The following is a 16964-nucleotide window of genomic DNA, read 5'->3' as shown; positions in this document are numbered from 1 at the left end:
GCGAACGCCCAGAGCAAAAGAAGAACCTTTGAATGCCGCGCTATAAGCTCACCATTGAGTATGATGGCGGCCCTTATGCGGGGTTCCAACGCCAGGATGGCCCGCCGACAGTTCAAGGCGTGTTGGAAGCAGCCGTCTTGGCGTTTGCCGGTGAAGAGGTCACGCTGAAAGCCGCCGGGCGGACCGACACGGGCGTCCACGCTACCGGTCAGGTGGTGCACGTTGATCTGGCGAAAGACTGGCCCACCGACACGGTGCGCGACGCGATGAACGCCCACATCCGCCGGGAATTGGTCGGCGTGCTGACCGTCGAACAGGTCGACGAAAGCTTTGATGCGCGCTTTTCAGCCACCAAGCGCCACTATTGCTACACGATCCTCAATCGCCGCCCGCAGCCGGTGCTGGAGCGCGGCCAAGTGTGGGGCGTTGCCAAGCCGTTGGATGAAAGCGCGATGCAGGCGGCGGCTGACCGGCTGATCGGCCATCATGATTTTACGACCTTTCGCTCGGTGCAGTGCCAGGCGAACAGCCCGATGCGCACGCTGGATAGGCTCGACGTGACGCGCGAGGGCGAGCACGTGTTTATCGATGCCGCCGCCCGCTCGTTCCTGCACAACCAAGTGCGCTCCCTGGTAGGCGCGTTGAAGCAGGCCGGAGAGGGCAGACTGACCCCTGATGAGGTTCAGGCGATGCTCGAGGCCCGCGACCGCCATGCCTGCGCCCCTGTGGCTCCCGCGCATGGATTGGTGTTCACGAAGGTGGAGTACTGAGGCCGCCGGTGCTTCATGGCGTGAATGATGGCCCCCAGATACGCTCGGGCGACTTTATCCGCATCAGCCGGTTTTTGCCCGAGACAATGATAAAGGGCTAAGACGGTTTGCCCATGCAACGGAGCGTCCCCATGCCGGCCAAAAGCCATCGGCTGCCGATCCTTGCCCTGCCAATCTTCGCGGTGATGACGTTCGCCATAACCTGGGGCGTGATCGGGCTCTACATCCTGCGGCCCGAACAGGCCGAGGCATGGTTTGGCGCGATCAGCGGGTCTCATCCTCTGTTCTTTCTGGCGACGTGGGCACCAGCCATCGCAGCTTTCGCGCTGGTTGCGTGGTTTGGCGGCACTATGGGGATCAAGAGCTTCCTGTCACGCCTTTTGCTGTGGCGGGTTTCCCCAGCTTGGGTCGCGTTCGTCCTGCTTGGATTGCCGCTGGTCTTCATCGCCGGGTCTTTGATCAAGGGTGGGCCCTTGCTTGCGCCATTTCCTCCTGAAGGCGCTGGAGCGATGGTCGCCATCATGATGATGATGCTCTTTCTTGGACCCATCGAGGAATTCGGCTGGCGAGGTGTGGCGCAACCACTGCTTCAACGATTGGTGGCGCCGATCTGGGCTGGGGTTATCATCGGGGCTGTCTGGGGCTTTTGGCACCTTCCAGCGTTCTATTTGGCAGGCACGGTGTTTGGCGGCTGGGATTTCTGGCCGTTTTTCATCGGCAATATCACCTTGGCGGTGTTGGTAACGCCGCTCTTTAACGCTTCGCGCGGCAGCCTGCTTTGGCCAATGCTTTACCATTGGCAGCTCATCAATCCATTCTGGCCAGATGCGCAGCCCTGGGACACGTGGCTACTCGTCGCTGTCGCTGTTGTGGTCGTCTGGTGGAACCGTAAGACCATGTTTAGCCGAACGGGCGCGGTGACCTGCGTGATTCCAGACAAAGAGCCGGATCAGCCATGAGCCGCGTCGCTATGCGGTCGTTGAGTTTGGCCTTTGCCGTCTTTTTGGCTTGGACACACGCATTGGCTGATGACCAGCAGGCCCAAATACAGGCATTGCTCGACCATTTTCAAAGCGACTACGGATTTCCTGGCGCAACGGCGGCCATCGCGTGGCCCGATGGCCGTGTGGACAGTGTGGCCACAGGAGTGGCTGATCGTGAAACCGGCCTGCCCATGACGCCCGCTTCGCGGATGCTGGCCGCGAGCATCGGCAAAAGCTTCGTTGCAGCAACTGTGTTGGCGCTTGAATCAATTGGCGTGCTGGAGCGCGATGCTCCGGTGATCGATCATCTCGGTGACAGGGATTGGTTCGCGCGCTTACCGAACCACGACACGATGACGATCCACAACCTTTTGCGCCACAGTTCTGGACTCCCAGATCATGTCCACACCGATGCATTTGCCGCCCAGATGGCCAAAAATGTTGCGACCGGTCAGGGTGCGCCAACCCCAGAAGAAGCAATCATCTTTGTCCTCGACACCGACCCGCTCTTCCCGTCAGGCGCTGGTTGGGCCTACTCAGACACCGGGTACCTTCTGCTTGGGTTGATCATCGAGCAGGTGTCCGCTCGCAGCTATTACGATTTGGTGTCCGAGCACTTTATCGTGCCACTCGCACTTACAGAAACGGCGCCTTCCAACCGGAGGGCGTTGCCCGCCCTTGTGGCGGGTTACACGGCGCAGACCAATGCCTTTGGCCTACCCGTGCGTACAATGGATGATAACGGACGCCTACTTTGGGATCCGGCTGTGGAATGGACAGGTGGAGGGCTTGTTTCGACCTCGCGCGATCTGGCGATTTGGGGCCATGCACTGTTTGGTGGCCGAGCCATGGCAACACCTTATCTCGAGCGCCTTCTCGATGGTTTCGAAATTTCACGCGGTCCCCCGAATGTCCTCTATGGCGCAGGTGTAGCCATCTACAATGATACGCCAAGGGGCAACGTTTACGGACATGGTGGGTGGGTGCCGGGCTATGCTTCTAGCTTGCGCCACTATGCTGATCTCGACGTGACCATCGCGTTTCAAATCAACACCGATGTTGGCATCGTGGACGACAGCACAGACCTTGTGCCAGCACTAGAAGAAGCCCTTGCTGTCCTCGCCGAACAGCGCATTAACTGAGCACAACCTTTCCCATTCCTGCTCCATACGCTGCGGAACAACCGCCTTCCCTTTTGCTCTGTTCCTGCGGAACAACCGCGTGTCTTATCCCCGCCCCTCTTTCCTCCCCCATCATTATCTCACCTTCCATCACTACCTAGGGAAGCTTGGGGTCGTGCCCGTGCCGGTGGAGGGGCGAAGCGCCCATCGTTGTCGGTTGGGGTCACGACCAACCGCGTCATGGGGGCAGAACCGAATAAGCGTTGGCCTGTCAGTGCAGGTAGGCGCGGCGTCAGGAAGACAGGCGAAAATCTGCTTTCTTGGTGCGCCGTTCATGGGTGGAACCACAGCTTGGCACCCAGAGCGTTTGTTCGATAGGCCAAAAAACGCTTCGCACGGGGTGCCATGCGGCATCGAACACTTAACTCAGATACGGCGATGCTTCACGGCACCCCGTTTCCAATGGCTTCACCGCGGCCCGCTCCGGGCTCGCGGCCCCACCGCTTGTTCGGTGATGCTCCAGCTTTTCGGAACGACCGCTTGGCCGCTGAGGCCGCGTGGCAAGATTGGCCATCCAATCTGTCGTTTCTGTCCTACTCGGCAGCTTGAACCGGCATGTCGGCCTTTTCTTTGGCCTTGGCGATTACCGCGTTTTGGCGTGCCAAACGTTTCACCTCATCGGCGCTGCCACGCGCATCGGTGAACATGGCCAGTTCTTCGCTCTCTTCAGCCGTGACCGGCGCCAACGCCAGATCGGAGTACGCTCGCCGATCAGGATCTTTCTTGATCTTGGCGCGCACGCGCGCAAGCCGGATAAGTAGCGGCACGACGCTGGCGTGCTTGGCGACGACCTGCCAGGCGTATTTCGGATAGAAGACAAGCGGATTCTCGATCGGCATGCCGGACCGACGCTCGGTGCGAAATTTCAGCCGGAAGTAGCCGCCATCCACCGGGTGCACGCGCTCCACCTTGAAGTTGAGATAGAACCACAGACACAGGAACATGATGTTGCCGGCGCTCATGCCCGTGGCGATGGCGCGGCGCATGATCGTCTCGATATGCTCCACCGAATAGTAGCGGTCCCACATCGCTTCATAGGCTTCCATGAACTGATCGTACGACATGTTGGGGTGCTTCATGACCCAGTGATTGAGGTCGTACTTGTTCATGTCGGGGTCCATCCAAACCCCGTCTTCGGACAGTTTCTTGTGGTCCGCCGAGCCCGGAAGCGGGGTGAGAATATTGAACTCAATCAGGTCCAGCGCCAGCTCGTTCTGAAGGATTTCGATATCCTTCATCAGCGATTCCGGTGTGTCGTTGGGGAAGCCGAGAATGTAGCCTGCATAGGTCGTGATGCCGTGCGCTTTCCACATCTGCAGCATTTCACGATATTCGGTGATCTTGTTCTGGCCCTTTTGGGCGGCAGCCAAATTGTCGATGTTGACGTTTTCCAGGCCAATGAAGACACGCTTCACGCCGGCGCGCGCCGCCTTCTCAATGAAGTTCGGGATCTTGTGACAAAGCGTGTCCACCTGGATGACGAACTTCATGCTCATCTTTTCGCGCTCGCGCAGTTCGATCATGCGGTCGAACATCGCTTCCCACTCGCGGTTGCGCGCGAAATTGTCGTCGGTGATGAAGAACCGGTTGATGCCCTGGGCATAGTTGGCCCGCAGCATCTTTTCCATATCGTCCGGCGAGCGATAGCGGCTCTTGCGCCCCTGAACGTTGATGATGGTGCAGAACGAGCATTGATAGGGGCAACCACGGCCGAGATCGACGCTCGATTGCGAACCGGCGGTGTGTTTGAGATGCTCAGCTGGCAGGAACGGCGTCGGCTGGTCCTCCATGCCGGGAAGATCGGACATGTAGTTGTAGAGCGGCTTGAGTTCGCCGTTGTAAGCGTCGATGAGAACCTGATCCAGGCGGCCATCTTCGGCTTCACCCGCGAAGAACGAGATGCCGCGCGCTTGGGCATCGACCAAATCCTCAGGCATCTCCTTCAGCATGGCGATGCAGCCGGAGACGTGGAACCCGCCGATGCACACCTGAAGGCCGGCATCGAGAAAGGTTTGGGCGATGTCGACGGCACGCGGGAACTGATTGGACTGCACGCCAACCAGGGCGATGAGCGCCTTTCCGCCGTCCCGCTTGATCTGCTGAATGATCTTCTTCCGGCGAATGCGAGAGTTGGTCTCGTCAATGGCATGCAGGACGATGTCGACATTGGGACCAAGGACTTGCCGCTCGCGGCTATCGTAGGCCAGACCGTTGAGGACCGCTAAGGTGTTGGAAGGTATGGCAGAAGTGAGCCATTGGATCGGGTAGCCGTCATCATCGTAGTGCGTCGGCTTGATCATAACCAAGTGAAAGGTTTCACGCGTTGGCTCTGCAAATGCATCCATATCACGTTCACTCCCAGTACGTTTGATGTCTGCGACCTACCCGGTCATTCTGCATAGTCTTAGGCTGGAGGGATGAGTTAACGTAACGTCTAATGCGTTTAGGCACAATCGCCCTGGTTGTGTCGCCTCTGGTGTACGCCCGTCCGCTAGACAATCACCGCCTCGACCGGCCGTCGCAACGACATGGGCAGAGCGGGCGCGCGACCAAATCGGACCACCAGATCTGGCCGGGCGTCAGGTGCGCCAAGCCAGTTAGCGAAAGCCGGTCTTACCGACGGCACTTCAATGGGTTGATTGACATGGGCATTGCGCACGCCGAGTGCCGTGGCCTGCAGCGAGAACCGCTGAAAGCTCCTGCCCACTCTCGTCCAATGCTCGAGGTCGGCCCGGTCTCCGGTGAACACGGCAACACCGGCCGATGAGGCGATCTGGCTGCGATACTTCTCGTTCTCGGCGTCTTTGGTGAAGAACGCGGAAAACATCGGACCGCCGATCCATTCGGGAACGACCGGGTTGCCCGAGCAGGCGGAAAACAGACCGTCACCAGTCGCCAAGGCTCGGTTGGAGCTGAAGCGTATCCATTGCCGCAGCTCGGCCACAAAGGCTGGATCATCAATTTGCGCGCTGTTGCCCTCAACCACGAAGTCGGTGATCGCCTGGCGGTCGGATTCACTGGTAAAAAGCGCGAGCGAAACGCCGGGCTCGCGTGCCGCGGTTTCAAGCAGCCGCAGTTCGTCGTTGGACAAGGCCTGCCCGTCATAGAGCGAGCGCGTCGATTGGCGAAACGGAATGGCTTGGTAAAGCTCGGTTTCGAGCATCTGCCCCGACCCCAGCGTGACGATCACCGACGGTGATGGATCGATCTCGACCTGAACATCGGCGAATTGACCGCGTGCCTGGGCTGCCATGGCCATGTTTTCGGCGGCGCATCCAAGACTGATGAAGAGATGATGGTCGTCAGGATCGACCACCTCAGTCCGCCGCGAAATATCGGGTAGAATGCGAACTTCATTGTCCGCCAGTGAGAACTGCCAGGGCTGAGTGTTATGACTGTTGGCGGCCAGCGTCGCCATACGAACCAAGTCGAGCATGGGCGGCGCCGCGGTTGGCACTTGCCGTTGGCGAGCGACCACTTGCTCATAATCATCGAGACGAGGCCAAAGCCCGTAGCCGACGGCACCCAAAGCGCCAATCGCCACGCCGGTCCCAAGAACTGCGCGCCTTGAAATCATGGTACCGCGCCTCCTTTGAAGAAATCGAAGAAGCGAGGCTAGTCTATCACACTCGAGAACGATTGCGGTTGGTCAATCACCAGTGCGGTTCGCCTAGAAGCCGTCATAGCCAGCAGCGACTAGGACGACACACCGAAAAACCGTTCAAGCACCGAAACATAGATATCGGTGAGCGCTTCCAGATGAGCAATCTCAACATGCTCGTCCACCTGATGCATCGTCTGGCCGACCAGGCCGAATTCGACCACAGGGCAATAGTCCTTGATAAAGCGCGCATCAGACGTGCCACCGGATGTTGAAAGTTTGGGCGTCACGCCGGTTGCCGCGTCAATAGCCTCCACCAGCCCATCCACGAACGGCCCCGGCGGTGTGTAGAACGCCTCGCTGGCGTCTTCCTTCACGGCGAGCGTGTAGCGACAGCCCTGCCAGTCGATGGTGTTTAGACGCTTGCGCAGTTCCGCCTCAAGCGAGGCGCGCGTCCATGTCGGGTTAAAGCGCACGTTGATCCGTGCCGAAGTGCGCTGCGGAATGACATTGGCTGCGGGATTGCCAGTGTCGATGGTCACCGGCTCAAGGTTGGAAGGCTGAAAAAGATCGGTGCCTTCATCCAGCGGCGCTTTGAGCGCTGCGAGCGCCACCACCAGCGGGTTGAGCGGATTAGCCGCCAGATGGGGATAGGCCACATGTCCCTGCACGCCTTCCACGTCCAGCGTGGCGTTAAGCGATCCGCGCCGACCGACCTTGATCATCTCGCCCATCGTTTCAGGGTTGGTTGGCTCGCCGAGAAGGCAGGCGTCGATACGTTCGCCCCTCTCATCAATGTGCCGCATCAAGGGTTCGGTCCCGTTGATAGCCGGGCCTTCTTCATCGCCAGTCAGAATGAAGGACAGGCGCCCTCCAAAGTCGGAGCCATGCCTGTCGAGAAACCGCGCGCTGGCGGCGATCATGGCGGCCACGCCGCCCTTCATGTCCACAGCGCCACGGCCATAAAGCTTGCCATTGTCGATCACGGCTGAAAACGGCCCATGGCGCCAGTCGGCGGCGTCGCCTTCCGGCACAACGTCCAAATGTCCGGCGAAGGCAAAGTGCTTGGCGTTGGTGCCGGTTGCCGAGCCTAGCGCCGAAAAAAGGTTGGCAATATCGGGCGTGCCGGGGGTCGAGAACACTGGCTGGTCGTTGGCGAAGCCAAGCGAGGCCAGCATGTCCGCGACGCCATCAAGGGCGCCAGCGCTGTTCGGCGTGACGCTCGGATAACGAATGAGGGCTTGGAGGACGGCGACCGGATTGCGGACATACAGGTCAGCCGTTTCCGGCTTACTCATTCCTGATCATCCTCGTTGCCCGACATGGCAGGCGGCGGTTGCGTCGGGCGGACATCGCGCTTCCAGCCAAACTTGTTGGGCCCATCATCGCCTTTGCGAAAGCCCAGCCACAGCGACATGATGATCGCCACCGGCGGGATCAGCAGCCCGAGAGCAAAAAACCCGGTCATGTTGAGGTCGTGCAGCCGCTTGATCGAAACCAGGATCGAGCAGATCGAAGCCATCGTGTAGATGAAGGAGGCAATCGGGTTGGGTGTCAGGATCACCCCGCCCGTATCTGGATCGACCACAAACAGGCCGCTGGCGCCGACCAGCGCTGCCAAGAAGAGCACGGACAGCCAGTAGACCTGGCGCCCGACGCGTCCATCGAACCGGAAAAACAGCCAGAACAGCGTTTGCACATCCACCGGCCCGGTGGGTCCGGAAGTGGAGGGCGGTGCGGTGTTGGCGGGTGGCAAGGGCGGCGGGTTGGCCAAAAACTGTGTCCTGTCGCGAATAAGAAGGCGGCACGCGATGTCCGCCTGTCTTCTAGATGTTTGGAACGGCCCTGGCTTTCAAGGGCAAATCGCAATCCATGTCACGAAGGATCGCCGCCTGGATCATACCCGCTGGTGCGCAAAAAGCGCTCCTCTTCGCGCGGGTCCGGCCCAAAACGATTGAGATGGCGCGTTCCAGGAAGAAGGAACAGCGACACATAGGCGTAAAGGTTCACGATGGGAATGATTGCCAGAAGCATCCACCAGCCACTCTTGTCGCGGTCGTGCCAGCGCTTGATGCCCATCGCCAGTAAAGGCCACGCGATCAGCAGTCCGACAACACCGAGAATGAGAGGCTCGGGTTGAAAGGCTAACGCACCGGGCGCTTGCCCTGGAACCACGATGACACCGCGGAACACGTAGTCGGCGCCAAAACCCATGCCCAAGAGCACGGTCGCAATGATCATGCCAAACCAATAGTCACGGCGACGGAAGCGTCCTTTCGGTGAAAAGAAGTAACTGAACATGCTTGGGGGGTGCTGTCCTTGGAAGGGTGTTTAACGGCTCAGTCGCGTAGCAGTTCGTTGATGCCGGTTTTCGAGCGGGTCTGCTCATCGACCTGTTTGACGATGACGGCGCAATAAAGGTTTGGCGCGGCCTCGCCATTGCCCATCATGGAGTTGCCGGGCATCGAACCGGCCACGACAACAGAATAGGGCGGCACTTCGCCATAGCTGATTTCGCCGGTGAGACGGTTCACGATCCGCGTCGACTTGCCGATAAAGACGCCCATGCCGAGCACCGATCCCTCGCGCACGATGCAGCCTTCGACCACTTCTGAGCGCGCGCCGATGAAGCAATTGTCTTCGATGATCGTCGGACCAGCCTGCATCGGCTCCAAAACGCCGCCAATGCCGACGCCGCCAGACAGATGCACATTCTTGCCGATCTGAGCGCAGGAACCCACCGTCGCCCAGGTGTCGACCATTGTCCCTTCATCGACATAGGCACCCAGATTAACGAAGGACGGCATCAACACTGCCCCAGGAGCGACGAACGCCGAGCGACGCACCACGCATCCTGGCACCGCGCGGAAGGCGGCTTTTTCGAAATCCATGGCGCCCCAGCCATCGAACTTTGAGGGCACCTTATCCCACCAGACGGCCTCGCCCGGGCCGCCTTTGATGATCTCCATCGGGTTGAGACGGAAGGAGAGAAGCACCGCTTTTTTTAGCCATTGATGCACCGTCCATTGGCCGTCTTCACTGCGGGTGGCGACGCGCGCCGTGCCCTTGTCGAGCAGGTCCAGCGCCGCATCGACAGCATCGCGCACTTCGCCTTGGGTGTGCGTATCGATACCGTCGCGGGCATCGAAGGCCTCGTTCACAACCTTTTCAATGGCATCATGGTCGGTCAGAGCGTGGTGCATGGGTGCTGGTCCTTCAACGTGAAATCGTGGTGCGGATATCCTCCAGGAAGTCCGCAAGATGGTCGGTTACATATCGCACATGGTTGTCATCGCGGCCCTCAAGCTCCCAATCCTCGTGGAAAACCTCGCGGGTGCCGCGCGGCACGATCAGCGTCGTGAGCATGCCGCGTTCGTGTGGCACTTTAAGGTTGCGCGATAGATCCTCGAACATCGCCGCTTTCGTTGGCTCGATGCCGGTCAGTTCCAGGAACTTGTCGTAGGTCGCGCCGTTCGGCTTGGGGATCAGGTCGGCCGATACGATATCGAAAATGTGCTGGAAATCGGTCGAAACGCCAAGCCGGTCAAGCACCGCGCGAGCATGTTTTTCGGTGCCGTTGGTGAACACATATTTGTGCCCGGGAAGGCCTTCGATCATGGCGTCGAGTTTGGGGTCCGGTTCCAAGACCGAATGGTCGATATCGTGTACGAAATCGAGAAAATCGTCCGGCGTGATGCCCTGCTCAACCATCAGCCCGCGCATGGTTGTGCCGTAGGTGCGATAGTAGGTTTTTTGAACCACCCGTGCCTCGTCCTTTTCCAGCTCCATGAGCTTGGAAAGGTAGGTGGTCATCTTCTCGTCGATCTGCGCGAACAGGTTCGAGTGATGCGGGTAGAGCGTGTTGTCCAGATCAAAGACCCAGTGCTCGACCTGGGCGAACGCCTCCAGATCGGTATGCTCTTCATGCGCGGCGACCATAGGGCTTGGCTTTCTATCGGGTGATCAGGGTGCCCGCGCCATGCGCGGTGAACAGTTCGAGCAGCACGCAGTGCGGCACCTTGCCATTGAGAATGACGACACCCTCTACGCCCTGTTCGACAGCCTGGATGCAGGTTTCGACCTTGGGGATCATGCCACCGGCAATCGTGCCGTCGGCGATCAGTTCGCGGGCCTTGGCGACGGTGAGTTCGGTGATCAGGTTCTTGTTTGCATCCAGAACACCGTCAACGTCGGTGAGGAATAGAAGTCGGGTCGCATTGAGCGCCCCGGCGATGGCGCCAGCGAACGTGTCGGCATTCACATTGTAGGTCTTAGCGTCCGCGCCCGAAGCGACCGGCGCTATCACCGGGATCAGCGCCTCTTGCGTGACCATGTCAAGCACGCTTGGGTTCACGGTTTCAGGTTCGCCAACAAAGCCAAGATCAACCACCCGCTCGATATTGGAATCCGGATCGCGGGCGGTGCGGGTGAGCTTCTTCACCGTCACCATCTGGCCATCTTTGCCGCACAGGCCAATGGCCTTGCCGCCAGCGGACGTGATCTCCTGCACGATCTGTTTGTTGATCGAGCCGGCGAGCACCATCTCCACCACTTCGATGGTCTTCTCATCGGTGACGCGCAGGCCGCCCTCAAAGGTGCTCTCAATCCCGAGTTTGGCGAGCATCGAGGCAATCTGCGGCCCACCGCCATGCACCACGATGGGCTTAATGCCGGATTGCTTTAAGAGCGCGATATCGCGCGCAAACGCCTGGCTCAGCGCATCATCGCCCATGGCGTGGCCGCCATACTTCACCACGATCGTCTGCTCGGCATAACGCTGCATGAAGGGCAGCACCTGGCTGATCAGGCGAGCCTGGCGCACAGGCTTGGGTTCAAGCGGAACGGAAGGGTCGTCGTCGAGGGGCATCGGGAAGGCTTGCAAAAACGGTCTAGGAAGGGCGAGTGCAGGAAGGACACTGTGTGGCGCTAAAGGTCAAGCTCTCGTCTGAATCTGCGTCATCAAGCCCGGTAGACCGGGACATCAAGGCTTTTAGAGTAGTGCAAGTCTGGAGATACAGCCGACCATGACATCGCCTACCACCCGCGAGCCATATTCCTACCGCGTTGATCCGGCCGTTCCAGATTTTGAAGACAGCGGTCCGATCACGTTCATGGATGGCGAATGCGTGCTCTGTACGTTCGGTGCCAGACTGATTGCTCGTTTTGACAAGGACAATCAATTCAAGATTTGTAGGGTCCAAACACCGCTGGGCCAGTCAGTGCTCGCTCACTATGACCTATCGATAGGTGACCCAGAAAGTTGGCTGCTTCTGGTTGATGGCAGGGCTTACACTTCGTTGGATGCCATGATCCGCGCTGGGCGTTTGGTCGGCGGTGTTGGCTGGTTACTTCAGCCACTACGAATTCTGCCACGGAAGCTTCAAGACTGGCTCTATCTGCGATTGGCCCGTAACAGATACGCCATGTTTGGACGCACCGATATGTGCGCCGTGCCCGATCCTCGCCTGCGCGCTAAGTTGATGGAGTAGCCCATGGGCAGCGACACGCTTTTCCGCGCTGCACTTGGGGATCGATGGCCTGAGCTACACCCAGCTGTCCAGGGTCTGCATGTGGGTGGTCCGGAAGTCTCTTTCATGGGGCAGGCAACCATCGAACGTGGCGAAGGATTGGTCGCAGACCTTGTCTGCTGGGCATTTGGGTTTCCACCGACCAGCAAAAACATTGCGGTGCAGGTCACCAAAGTTCGAAGGCAAACGCACGAGCAGTGGTCACGACGCTTCGGTGACCATCTGTTTCGATCCATATGCCTGCCGTCGGACAGGCAGTACCATGTTCGCGAGCGGGTGGGCCTGATGACGTTTGAGCAGGAACTGTCGCTCGCTAAAGGTGGCATTCAGCTGATACCGCGGCGGGGATGGTGCCTTGGATTGCCTCTGCCTTTTGCCTTGTTGCCTGCAGTTGATGCCTATGAGGGCATCGACAATGGTCGCTTCACCTTTGATATCCAACTGGCCATGCCCACCTGGCTTCCAGTGGGCGACCAGTTGCTCGTCCACTACAAGGGTTGGCTGGTTCCTGACGACGCGTCGTCGACATCCTCATTGTCACCCTCTTCAAACTGAAGAGCACCCAGATCGTTCAAGAGCCGAGCGATGAAGCCGCGCAGGGTGTCGATGCCGTGACGTTTTTCTGAACTGGTGACGGCGATGAAGGGGTAGGCGGCCGGCCGGCGCGCGATGCCCTCCTGCACGCTCTGCTTCACCCGTTCGATCTGCCCTGGTTTCAGCTTGTCGGCTTTGGTCAGCACGATCTGATAGCCGACGGCGGTTTCGTCGAGCATCTTCATGATCTCAAGATCGTTCTTCTTCAGCCCATGGCGCGAGTCGATAAGAACGAACACACGGGCGAGCTCAACGCGACCCTGCAGATATTTGCGGATGAGCTTGTTCCACTTTTCCACCGCGTCCAGCGGCGCCTTGGCAAAGCCATAACCCGGCATATCGACGATGCGAAACGGCATGCCGTCGGCTGAAAAGAGGTTGAGTTCCTGCGTGCGCCCCGGCGTGTTGGACGTGCGGGCAAGGCCCTTCTGATGCACCAGAGCGTTCAGCAAGGAGGACTTGCCGACATTGGACCGCCCGGCAAAGGCGATCTCGATACGGCCGTCCATTGGAAGACCCGAAGGCGCGACCACGCCTTTTTCAAACAACCATTCGCGCGCAAACAGCTGGTCGCCCGCGTCTAGGAGCGTTTCGGAAAGGCCAATCGCCTCCAGATCGGCCTCTCGCTGCGACATGTGTGGCTATTCAGCCGGCTGCTTGGCAGGCTTCTTCACGAACATGGCTTTGAGATTGTCCCATAGCTCGATCTTCACCCCGTGGCGTTTCATGATGAACGCCTGCTGGATCACCGACAGGAAGTTGTTCCACGTCCAATAAATCACCAGACCGGCCGGGAACGTCGCCAGCATGAAGGTGAAGACCACCGGCATCCAGGTGAAGATCATCGCCTGCGTCGGATCCGTCGGCGTCGGGTTCAGCTTCATCTGAACGAACATCGTGATGCCCATCAGGATCGGCCACACACCGAGCCCAAGCAGCGGACCGATCAGCGGCACGAGCGTCGGATCGTAGGGTAGCAGACCGAACAGGTTGAACAGGGACGTTGGATCAGCGGCGGAAAGATCTTGGATCCAGCCGAAGAACGGCGCATGCCGCATTTCGATCGTGACGAACAGAACCTTATAAAGCGCGAAGAACACCGGGATCTGGATGAGCACCGGCCAACAGCCGGCCACCGGATTGATCTTCTCTTTTTTGTAGAGCTCCATCATGTGCTTCTGGAGTTCCGGCTTGTCGTCCTTGTAGCGGTCCTGAATTTCTTTCAGCTGCGGTTGGACCTTCTTCATCTTCGACATCGACGCGTAGGACTTGTTGGCCAGCGGCAGGAAGACCAGCTTGATCGCGACCGTGATCAGCAGGATCGCGACGCCGAAATTGCCAAAAATGCCAAAGAGCCATTTGATGGCAAAGAACATCGGCTTGGTGAGGAAGTAGAACCAGCCCCAATCGATGAGCAGCTCAAAACGCTCAATGCCGAGCTCAGCCTCATAACCATCAATGATGGCGACTTCTTTGGCACCGGCAAACAGCTGATTTTCGATGCCGACGCTTGTGCCCGGGGGCACCTCGTAACCGCCGCCCAAATAGGCCGCGACAAAGCTTTCACCAGCCAGGATTTGGTCCATGCGGAACTCGCCGCGGAAGCTGTCAAGGCCCGATGGGATAAGCGTTGCCGCCCAATATTTGTCGGTGATGCCAAGCCAGCCGCCGGACACATCGCGATACTGCGTTGTGCCATCATCGCGCACATCATCATAATCAAGCTCGGCAAGCCCTTCTTCGCCGAAGAAGCCAATCAGGCCTTCATGCAAAATGAACATGCGGCTGGTGCGTGGTTCACCATGGCGCGCGACCAGGCCATAGGGGTAAAGCAGAACGCCAGCCTCGGTGGTGTTTTCCACCTCCTGTCGGATGGTGAACAGATAGTCCTCATCCACCGAGATCGTCCGGCGGAAAATCAGGCCTTCGCCATTGTCATAGACCAGAACAACCGGCGTCGATGCGGTCAGGGTGTCATTGCCTTCCACCTGCCAAACCGTGTTGGCATCGGGCAGCGTTGCCGCGCCGCCTGCGCCTTGGGCCCAGCCGAACTCTGCGTAGAACGGGTCCTCTGAGCCTGAAGGCGAGAACAGGACGACGGTGTCGGAATCCTCGTCCAGCGTTTCGCGATATTCCACCAGGTGGATGTCGTCGATCCGCGCGCCTTGCAGAGCGATGGTGCCGGTGATGTGCGAGGTGTTGATATCAACGCGCTCGGTGCCCGCGATGATCGATTCCCGGTCGAGCGAGCGCGGAACCAGCGAACCGCCAGGCGTCGTTTCCAGAGGCGCGGCGACGCTCGGTGCGGTGTCATCGACAATGACTGGTTGCCCCGAAGCGTCCAGCGTCTGGCCGCCCTGTGCTTCAAGCGCGGCGCGTTCGGCCTCCATCTGCGGGCCGACATACAGATATTGCCACGCCACGAGAATGCCGAGCGAAAGGACGATGGCGAGAATATAATTGCGGTTTTCCATGGACTACCCGGCGTTGTCTGTCGCGTTCAGCGCGCATCATCGGCGCGTGCGTGGACTTTGTTCAGCCCGCTTATGAGGGCGCTCGTCAATGCGTCAAAGGGCGCGCTGGCTGCCAGCGCTCGTGCGATGAGGACATAATCATATCCGGCCCGAAAACCTAGACCCGCAGGCGATGTTATAGCACTTTTCAGCCGTCGCTTGATGCGGTTTCTCACCACAGCCCCGCCCACCTTGCGTGTGACGGTGATGCCAATGCGGGCCGGCGCATCGTCGCCGCGCCGCCTGGCCTGAAGCACAAAGGGCGCACAATGCGCCCGTTTTCCGCGTTTGGCGGCCAGATAATCGCCACGTCGATGCAGCTTGCTGAGCGCAGGCCTGTCGCCGCGATGGCGCGTTCCAGGAAAAGGCGGACTGCTTGGCAGGCTGTTGGACGATGTCTCAGCCAAAACAAGCCGCCGCCCGGCGCGCTCTATCAGGCGCTCAAACGCTTGCGGCCGCGCGAACGGCGCGCCGCCAAAACCTTGCGGCCGCCTTTGGTGGCCAGGCGTGCGCGGAAACCATGGCGGCGTTTGCGCACAAGCTTCGAAGGTTGATAGGTACGTTTCATCGGTCACACTCTTCACGTTGAGCACCAGCGCCCGCGTCAGCATGCGCCAAGAAGCCTCGAAATTAGCTGAAGTGCTGGCGTGCGCTCGCAAGGCCGGAGCCGCAAGCACCAGAACAAGCCGCGCTTATAGGGGTGGCCTAGAGGAAAAGTCAATTGATGGCGCGTCGATTGACCAAGTTCGGCGCGCATTCTTTGGCGCGGTGCAAGACTAGGGGCGTGGCTCACGCCGCTTCACGCCGCGATGCCCCGCCATAACGGGCGTTCACAAGGCCGTGTGATGGTGCGCGAGGTCGATGATTTGGAAAGGTTGCACTGCTATGTGCCCCTCAACGCAACGACGCGATCAACTCTCGCCCTGGCAAGAACAGGGTCCATCGAAGGAACTATCACCATGGCCCCGCCACCTGCACAGGACGCTGTTATGACAGGCCAGCCTGCCCCCGAAATGCCCAAAGCCTCATCCTCCGTCTTGTCGCTCCTGAAGCGCTTTGGACCGCTGGTCGCGATTGTCGGCGCCATGGCTGCCGCGTTTGCCTTCGGCCTTGATGAGCATTTGAGCCTCTCAGCCCTCATCCAGCAGCGCGAGATGTTGGCGGGCTTCATCAACGAAAATCTGCTTCTGTCGGTTCTGACCTTTGGCGCGCTCTACGCACTTGCTGTCGCACTCAGTTTCCCCGCCGCCAGCCTGCTCACCATTGCCGGTGGCTTTCTGTTTGGATGGTTCTTCGGTGGTTTGACGGTGGTCGTTGCGGCGACGGTCGGGGCAACGGCGCTGTTCCTGGCGGCGCGCACAGCCTTCGGACAAGCTATCGCTCAGAAGGCTGGTCCGACGCTAAAAAAGCTTCTCGAAGGGTTCAAGAAAGATGGTTTCAACTATCTGCTCTTTTTGCGCCTGACGCCGATCTTCCCCTTCACTTTGGTGAACATTGCACCAGCGCTCGCCAACCTTCCGCTGCGCTCCTATGTGCTCGCCACCTTCTTTGGCATCGCGCCCGGCACGTTCGCCTACGCCTTTGTCGGCTCCGGTTTGGACAGTGTGATCATGGCGCAAGAGGCCGCCAATCCTGGCTGCGCGGCGGCTGGCACCTGCTCCATTGACCTTGGCTCGCTGGTGACAACGGAAATCATCCTGGCCTTTGCTGCACTGGGAACGGTCGCGCTCATTCCGCCGGTCATGAAAGCTATCCGCGCCCGCAGTCTCGGCAAAGCAACCTAAGCCACGCGAC

At 59.4% G+C, this 16964-nt stretch carries 18 protein-coding genes; 6 read left to right on the top strand and 12 right to left on the bottom strand.

The window, feature by feature from the left end; genetic code table 11:
* Window positions 1-32 precede the first annotated feature (32 nt).
* From truA to JJ917_17325, 3 genes are all read left to right on the top strand, one after another.
* Entirely contained in the window at window positions 33-770 is a 738-nt protein-coding gene (gene truA / locus JJ917_17335; protein MBO6700594.1) for a tRNA pseudouridine(38-40) synthase TruA, read from the top strand.
* A gap of 131 nt (window positions 771-901) precedes the next feature.
* A complete protein-coding gene (locus JJ917_17330; GenBank protein ID MBO6700593.1) occupies window positions 902-1729 on the top strand; it encodes a CPBP family intramembrane metalloprotease in 828 nt (275 codons plus the stop codon).
* Window positions 1726-2895, top strand: coding sequence for a beta-lactamase family protein (locus tag JJ917_17325; protein MBO6700592.1), 1170 nt, complete (start codon window positions 1726-1728; stop codon window positions 2893-2895). Before JJ917_17330 ends, JJ917_17325 begins: the two co-directional genes overlap by 4 nt.
* Window positions 2896-3467: 572 nt before the next feature.
* On the opposite strand, the gene JJ917_17320 is transcribed toward JJ917_17325, so the two are convergent.
* The 8 genes from JJ917_17320 to argB all read right to left on the bottom strand — a co-directional run bounded on the left by JJ917_17320 (window position 3468) and on the right by argB (window position 11402).
* Window positions 3468-5279, bottom strand: coding sequence for a radical SAM protein (locus JJ917_17320; protein ID MBO6700591.1), 1812 nt, complete (start codon window positions 5277-5279; stop codon window positions 3468-3470).
* A 146-nt stretch (window positions 5280-5425) separates the two neighbouring features.
* Window positions 5426-6370 carry a Tat pathway signal protein gene (locus tag JJ917_17315; protein ID MBO6700590.1) on the bottom strand — a complete coding sequence of 315 codons (945 nt, stop codon included), beginning with the start codon at window positions 6368-6370 and terminating at the stop codon, window positions 5426-5428.
* Window positions 6371-6630: 260 nt separating this feature from the next.
* Window positions 6631-7833, bottom strand: coding sequence for a succinyl-diaminopimelate desuccinylase (dapE, locus tag JJ917_17310; GenBank protein MBO6700589.1), 1203 nt, complete (start codon window positions 7831-7833; stop codon window positions 6631-6633).
* Window positions 7830-8309: a DUF805 domain-containing protein gene (locus JJ917_17305; protein MBO6700588.1), complete on the bottom strand. Its 480-nt coding sequence runs from the start codon at window positions 8307-8309 to the stop codon at window positions 7830-7832. The genes dapE and JJ917_17305 overlap by 4 nt, the downstream gene beginning before the upstream one ends.
* A gap of 101 nt (window positions 8310-8410) precedes the next feature.
* A complete protein-coding gene (locus JJ917_17300; protein ID MBO6700587.1) occupies window positions 8411-8836 on the bottom strand; it encodes a DUF805 domain-containing protein in 426 nt (141 codons plus the stop codon).
* A gap of 38 nt (window positions 8837-8874) precedes the next feature.
* Window positions 8875-9738, bottom strand: coding sequence for a 2,3,4,5-tetrahydropyridine-2,6-dicarboxylate N-succinyltransferase (dapD, locus tag JJ917_17295; GenBank protein ID MBO6700586.1), 864 nt, complete (start codon window positions 9736-9738; stop codon window positions 8875-8877).
* A 13-nt stretch (window positions 9739-9751) separates the two neighbouring features.
* Window positions 9752-10474: a pyrimidine 5'-nucleotidase gene (locus JJ917_17290; GenBank protein MBO6700585.1), complete on the bottom strand. Its 723-nt coding sequence runs from the start codon at window positions 10472-10474 to the stop codon at window positions 9752-9754.
* A gap of 13 nt (window positions 10475-10487) precedes the next feature.
* On the bottom strand, window positions 10488-11402 hold the full coding sequence (gene argB / locus JJ917_17285) for an acetylglutamate kinase (GenBank protein MBO6700584.1): 915 nt from the start codon (window positions 11400-11402) through the stop codon (window positions 10488-10490).
* A 157-nt stretch (window positions 11403-11559) separates the two neighbouring features.
* Between argB and JJ917_17280 the strand changes: the two genes are divergently transcribed.
* Both JJ917_17280 and JJ917_17275 read left to right on the top strand, forming a co-directional pair.
* Window positions 11560-12024 (top strand): DUF393 domain-containing protein, encoded by a 465-nt coding sequence (locus tag JJ917_17280; GenBank protein ID MBO6700583.1) that lies wholly within the window; start codon window positions 11560-11562, stop codon window positions 12022-12024.
* Window positions 12025-12027: 3 nt separating this feature from the next.
* Window positions 12028-12618, top strand: coding sequence for a DUF4166 domain-containing protein (locus JJ917_17275; protein MBO6700582.1), 591 nt, complete (start codon window positions 12028-12030; stop codon window positions 12616-12618).
* Here the strand turns inward: JJ917_17275 and JJ917_17270 are convergent.
* Genes JJ917_17270 through rpmH form a run of 4 tightly spaced genes read right to left on the bottom strand, consistent with a single transcriptional unit; the run spans window position 12552 to window position 15738 of the window.
* Complete coding sequence (locus JJ917_17270) at window positions 12552-13292, bottom strand: YihA family ribosome biogenesis GTP-binding protein (protein ID MBO6700581.1); 741 nt, start codon at window positions 13290-13292, stop codon at window positions 12552-12554. The two genes, JJ917_17275 and JJ917_17270, sit on opposite strands and share 67 nt — an antisense overlap.
* Window positions 13293-13298: 6 nt before the next feature.
* Window positions 13299-15131 (bottom strand): membrane protein insertase YidC, encoded by a 1833-nt coding sequence (gene yidC / locus JJ917_17265; protein MBO6700580.1) that lies wholly within the window; start codon window positions 15129-15131, stop codon window positions 13299-13301.
* A 26-nt stretch (window positions 15132-15157) separates the two neighbouring features.
* Window positions 15158-15577: a ribonuclease P protein component gene (gene rnpA, locus JJ917_17260; GenBank protein MBO6700579.1), complete on the bottom strand. Its 420-nt coding sequence runs from the start codon at window positions 15575-15577 to the stop codon at window positions 15158-15160.
* Between the two features lie 26 nt (window positions 15578-15603).
* A complete protein-coding gene (gene rpmH / locus JJ917_17255; protein ID MBO6700578.1) occupies window positions 15604-15738 on the bottom strand; it encodes a 50S ribosomal protein L34 in 135 nt (44 codons plus the stop codon).
* Between the two features lie 445 nt (window positions 15739-16183).
* Here rpmH and JJ917_17250 point away from each other — a divergent pair, with 445 nt between their 5' ends.
* Window positions 16184-16954, top strand: coding sequence for a TVP38/TMEM64 family protein (locus JJ917_17250; protein MBO6700577.1), 771 nt, complete (start codon window positions 16184-16186; stop codon window positions 16952-16954).
* Window positions 16955-16964: the final 10 nt, after the last annotated feature.

This window comes from Hyphomicrobiales bacterium (genome assembly GCA_017642935.1).
In the GTDB taxonomy this organism is placed as follows: Bacteria; Pseudomonadota; Alphaproteobacteria; order Rhizobiales; family MH13; genus MH13.
The sequence above is the reverse complement of the archived record's forward strand: the minus strand, read 5'-3'. Positions and strand labels throughout refer to the sequence as shown.

Coding starts and splice junctions, on each gene's coding strand:
- truA (MBO6700594.1), top strand. CDS start 33: ATGCCGCGCTATAAGCTCACCATTGAGTATGATGGCGGCCCTTATGCG.
- JJ917_17330 (MBO6700593.1), top strand. CDS start 902: ATGCCGGCCAAAAGCCATCGGCTGCCGATCCTTGCCCTGCCAATCTTC.
- JJ917_17325 (MBO6700592.1), top strand. CDS start 1,726: ATGAGCCGCGTCGCTATGCGGTCGTTGAGTTTGGCCTTTGCCGTCTTT.
- JJ917_17320 (MBO6700591.1), bottom strand. CDS start 5,279: ATGGATGCATTTGCAGAGCCAACGCGTGAAACCTTTCACTTGGTTATG.
- JJ917_17315 (MBO6700590.1), bottom strand. CDS start 6,370: ATGCTCGACTTGGTTCGTATGGCGACGCTGGCCGCCAACAGTCATAAC.
- dapE (MBO6700589.1), bottom strand. CDS start 7,833: ATGAGTAAGCCGGAAACGGCTGACCTGTATGTCCGCAATCCGGTCGCC.
- JJ917_17300 (MBO6700587.1), bottom strand. CDS start 8,836: ATGTTCAGTTACTTCTTTTCACCGAAAGGACGCTTCCGTCGCCGTGAC.
- dapD (MBO6700586.1), bottom strand. CDS start 9,738: ATGCACCACGCTCTGACCGACCATGATGCCATTGAAAAGGTTGTGAAC.
- JJ917_17290 (MBO6700585.1), bottom strand. CDS start 10,474: ATGGTCGCCGCGCATGAAGAGCATACCGATCTGGAGGCGTTCGCCCAG.
- argB (MBO6700584.1), bottom strand. CDS start 11,402: ATGCCCCTCGACGACGACCCTTCCGTTCCGCTTGAACCCAAGCCTGTG.
- JJ917_17280 (MBO6700583.1), top strand. CDS start 11,560: ATGACATCGCCTACCACCCGCGAGCCATATTCCTACCGCGTTGATCCG.
- JJ917_17275 (MBO6700582.1), top strand. CDS start 12,028: ATGGGCAGCGACACGCTTTTCCGCGCTGCACTTGGGGATCGATGGCCT.
- JJ917_17270 (MBO6700581.1), bottom strand. CDS start 13,292: ATGTCGCAGCGAGAGGCCGATCTGGAGGCGATTGGCCTTTCCGAAACG.
- yidC (MBO6700580.1), bottom strand. CDS start 15,131: ATGGAAAACCGCAATTATATTCTCGCCATCGTCCTTTCGCTCGGCATT.
- rpmH (MBO6700578.1), bottom strand. CDS start 15,738: ATGAAACGTACCTATCAACCTTCGAAGCTTGTGCGCAAACGCCGCCAT.
- JJ917_17250 (MBO6700577.1), top strand. CDS start 16,184: ATGCCCAAAGCCTCATCCTCCGTCTTGTCGCTCCTGAAGCGCTTTGGA.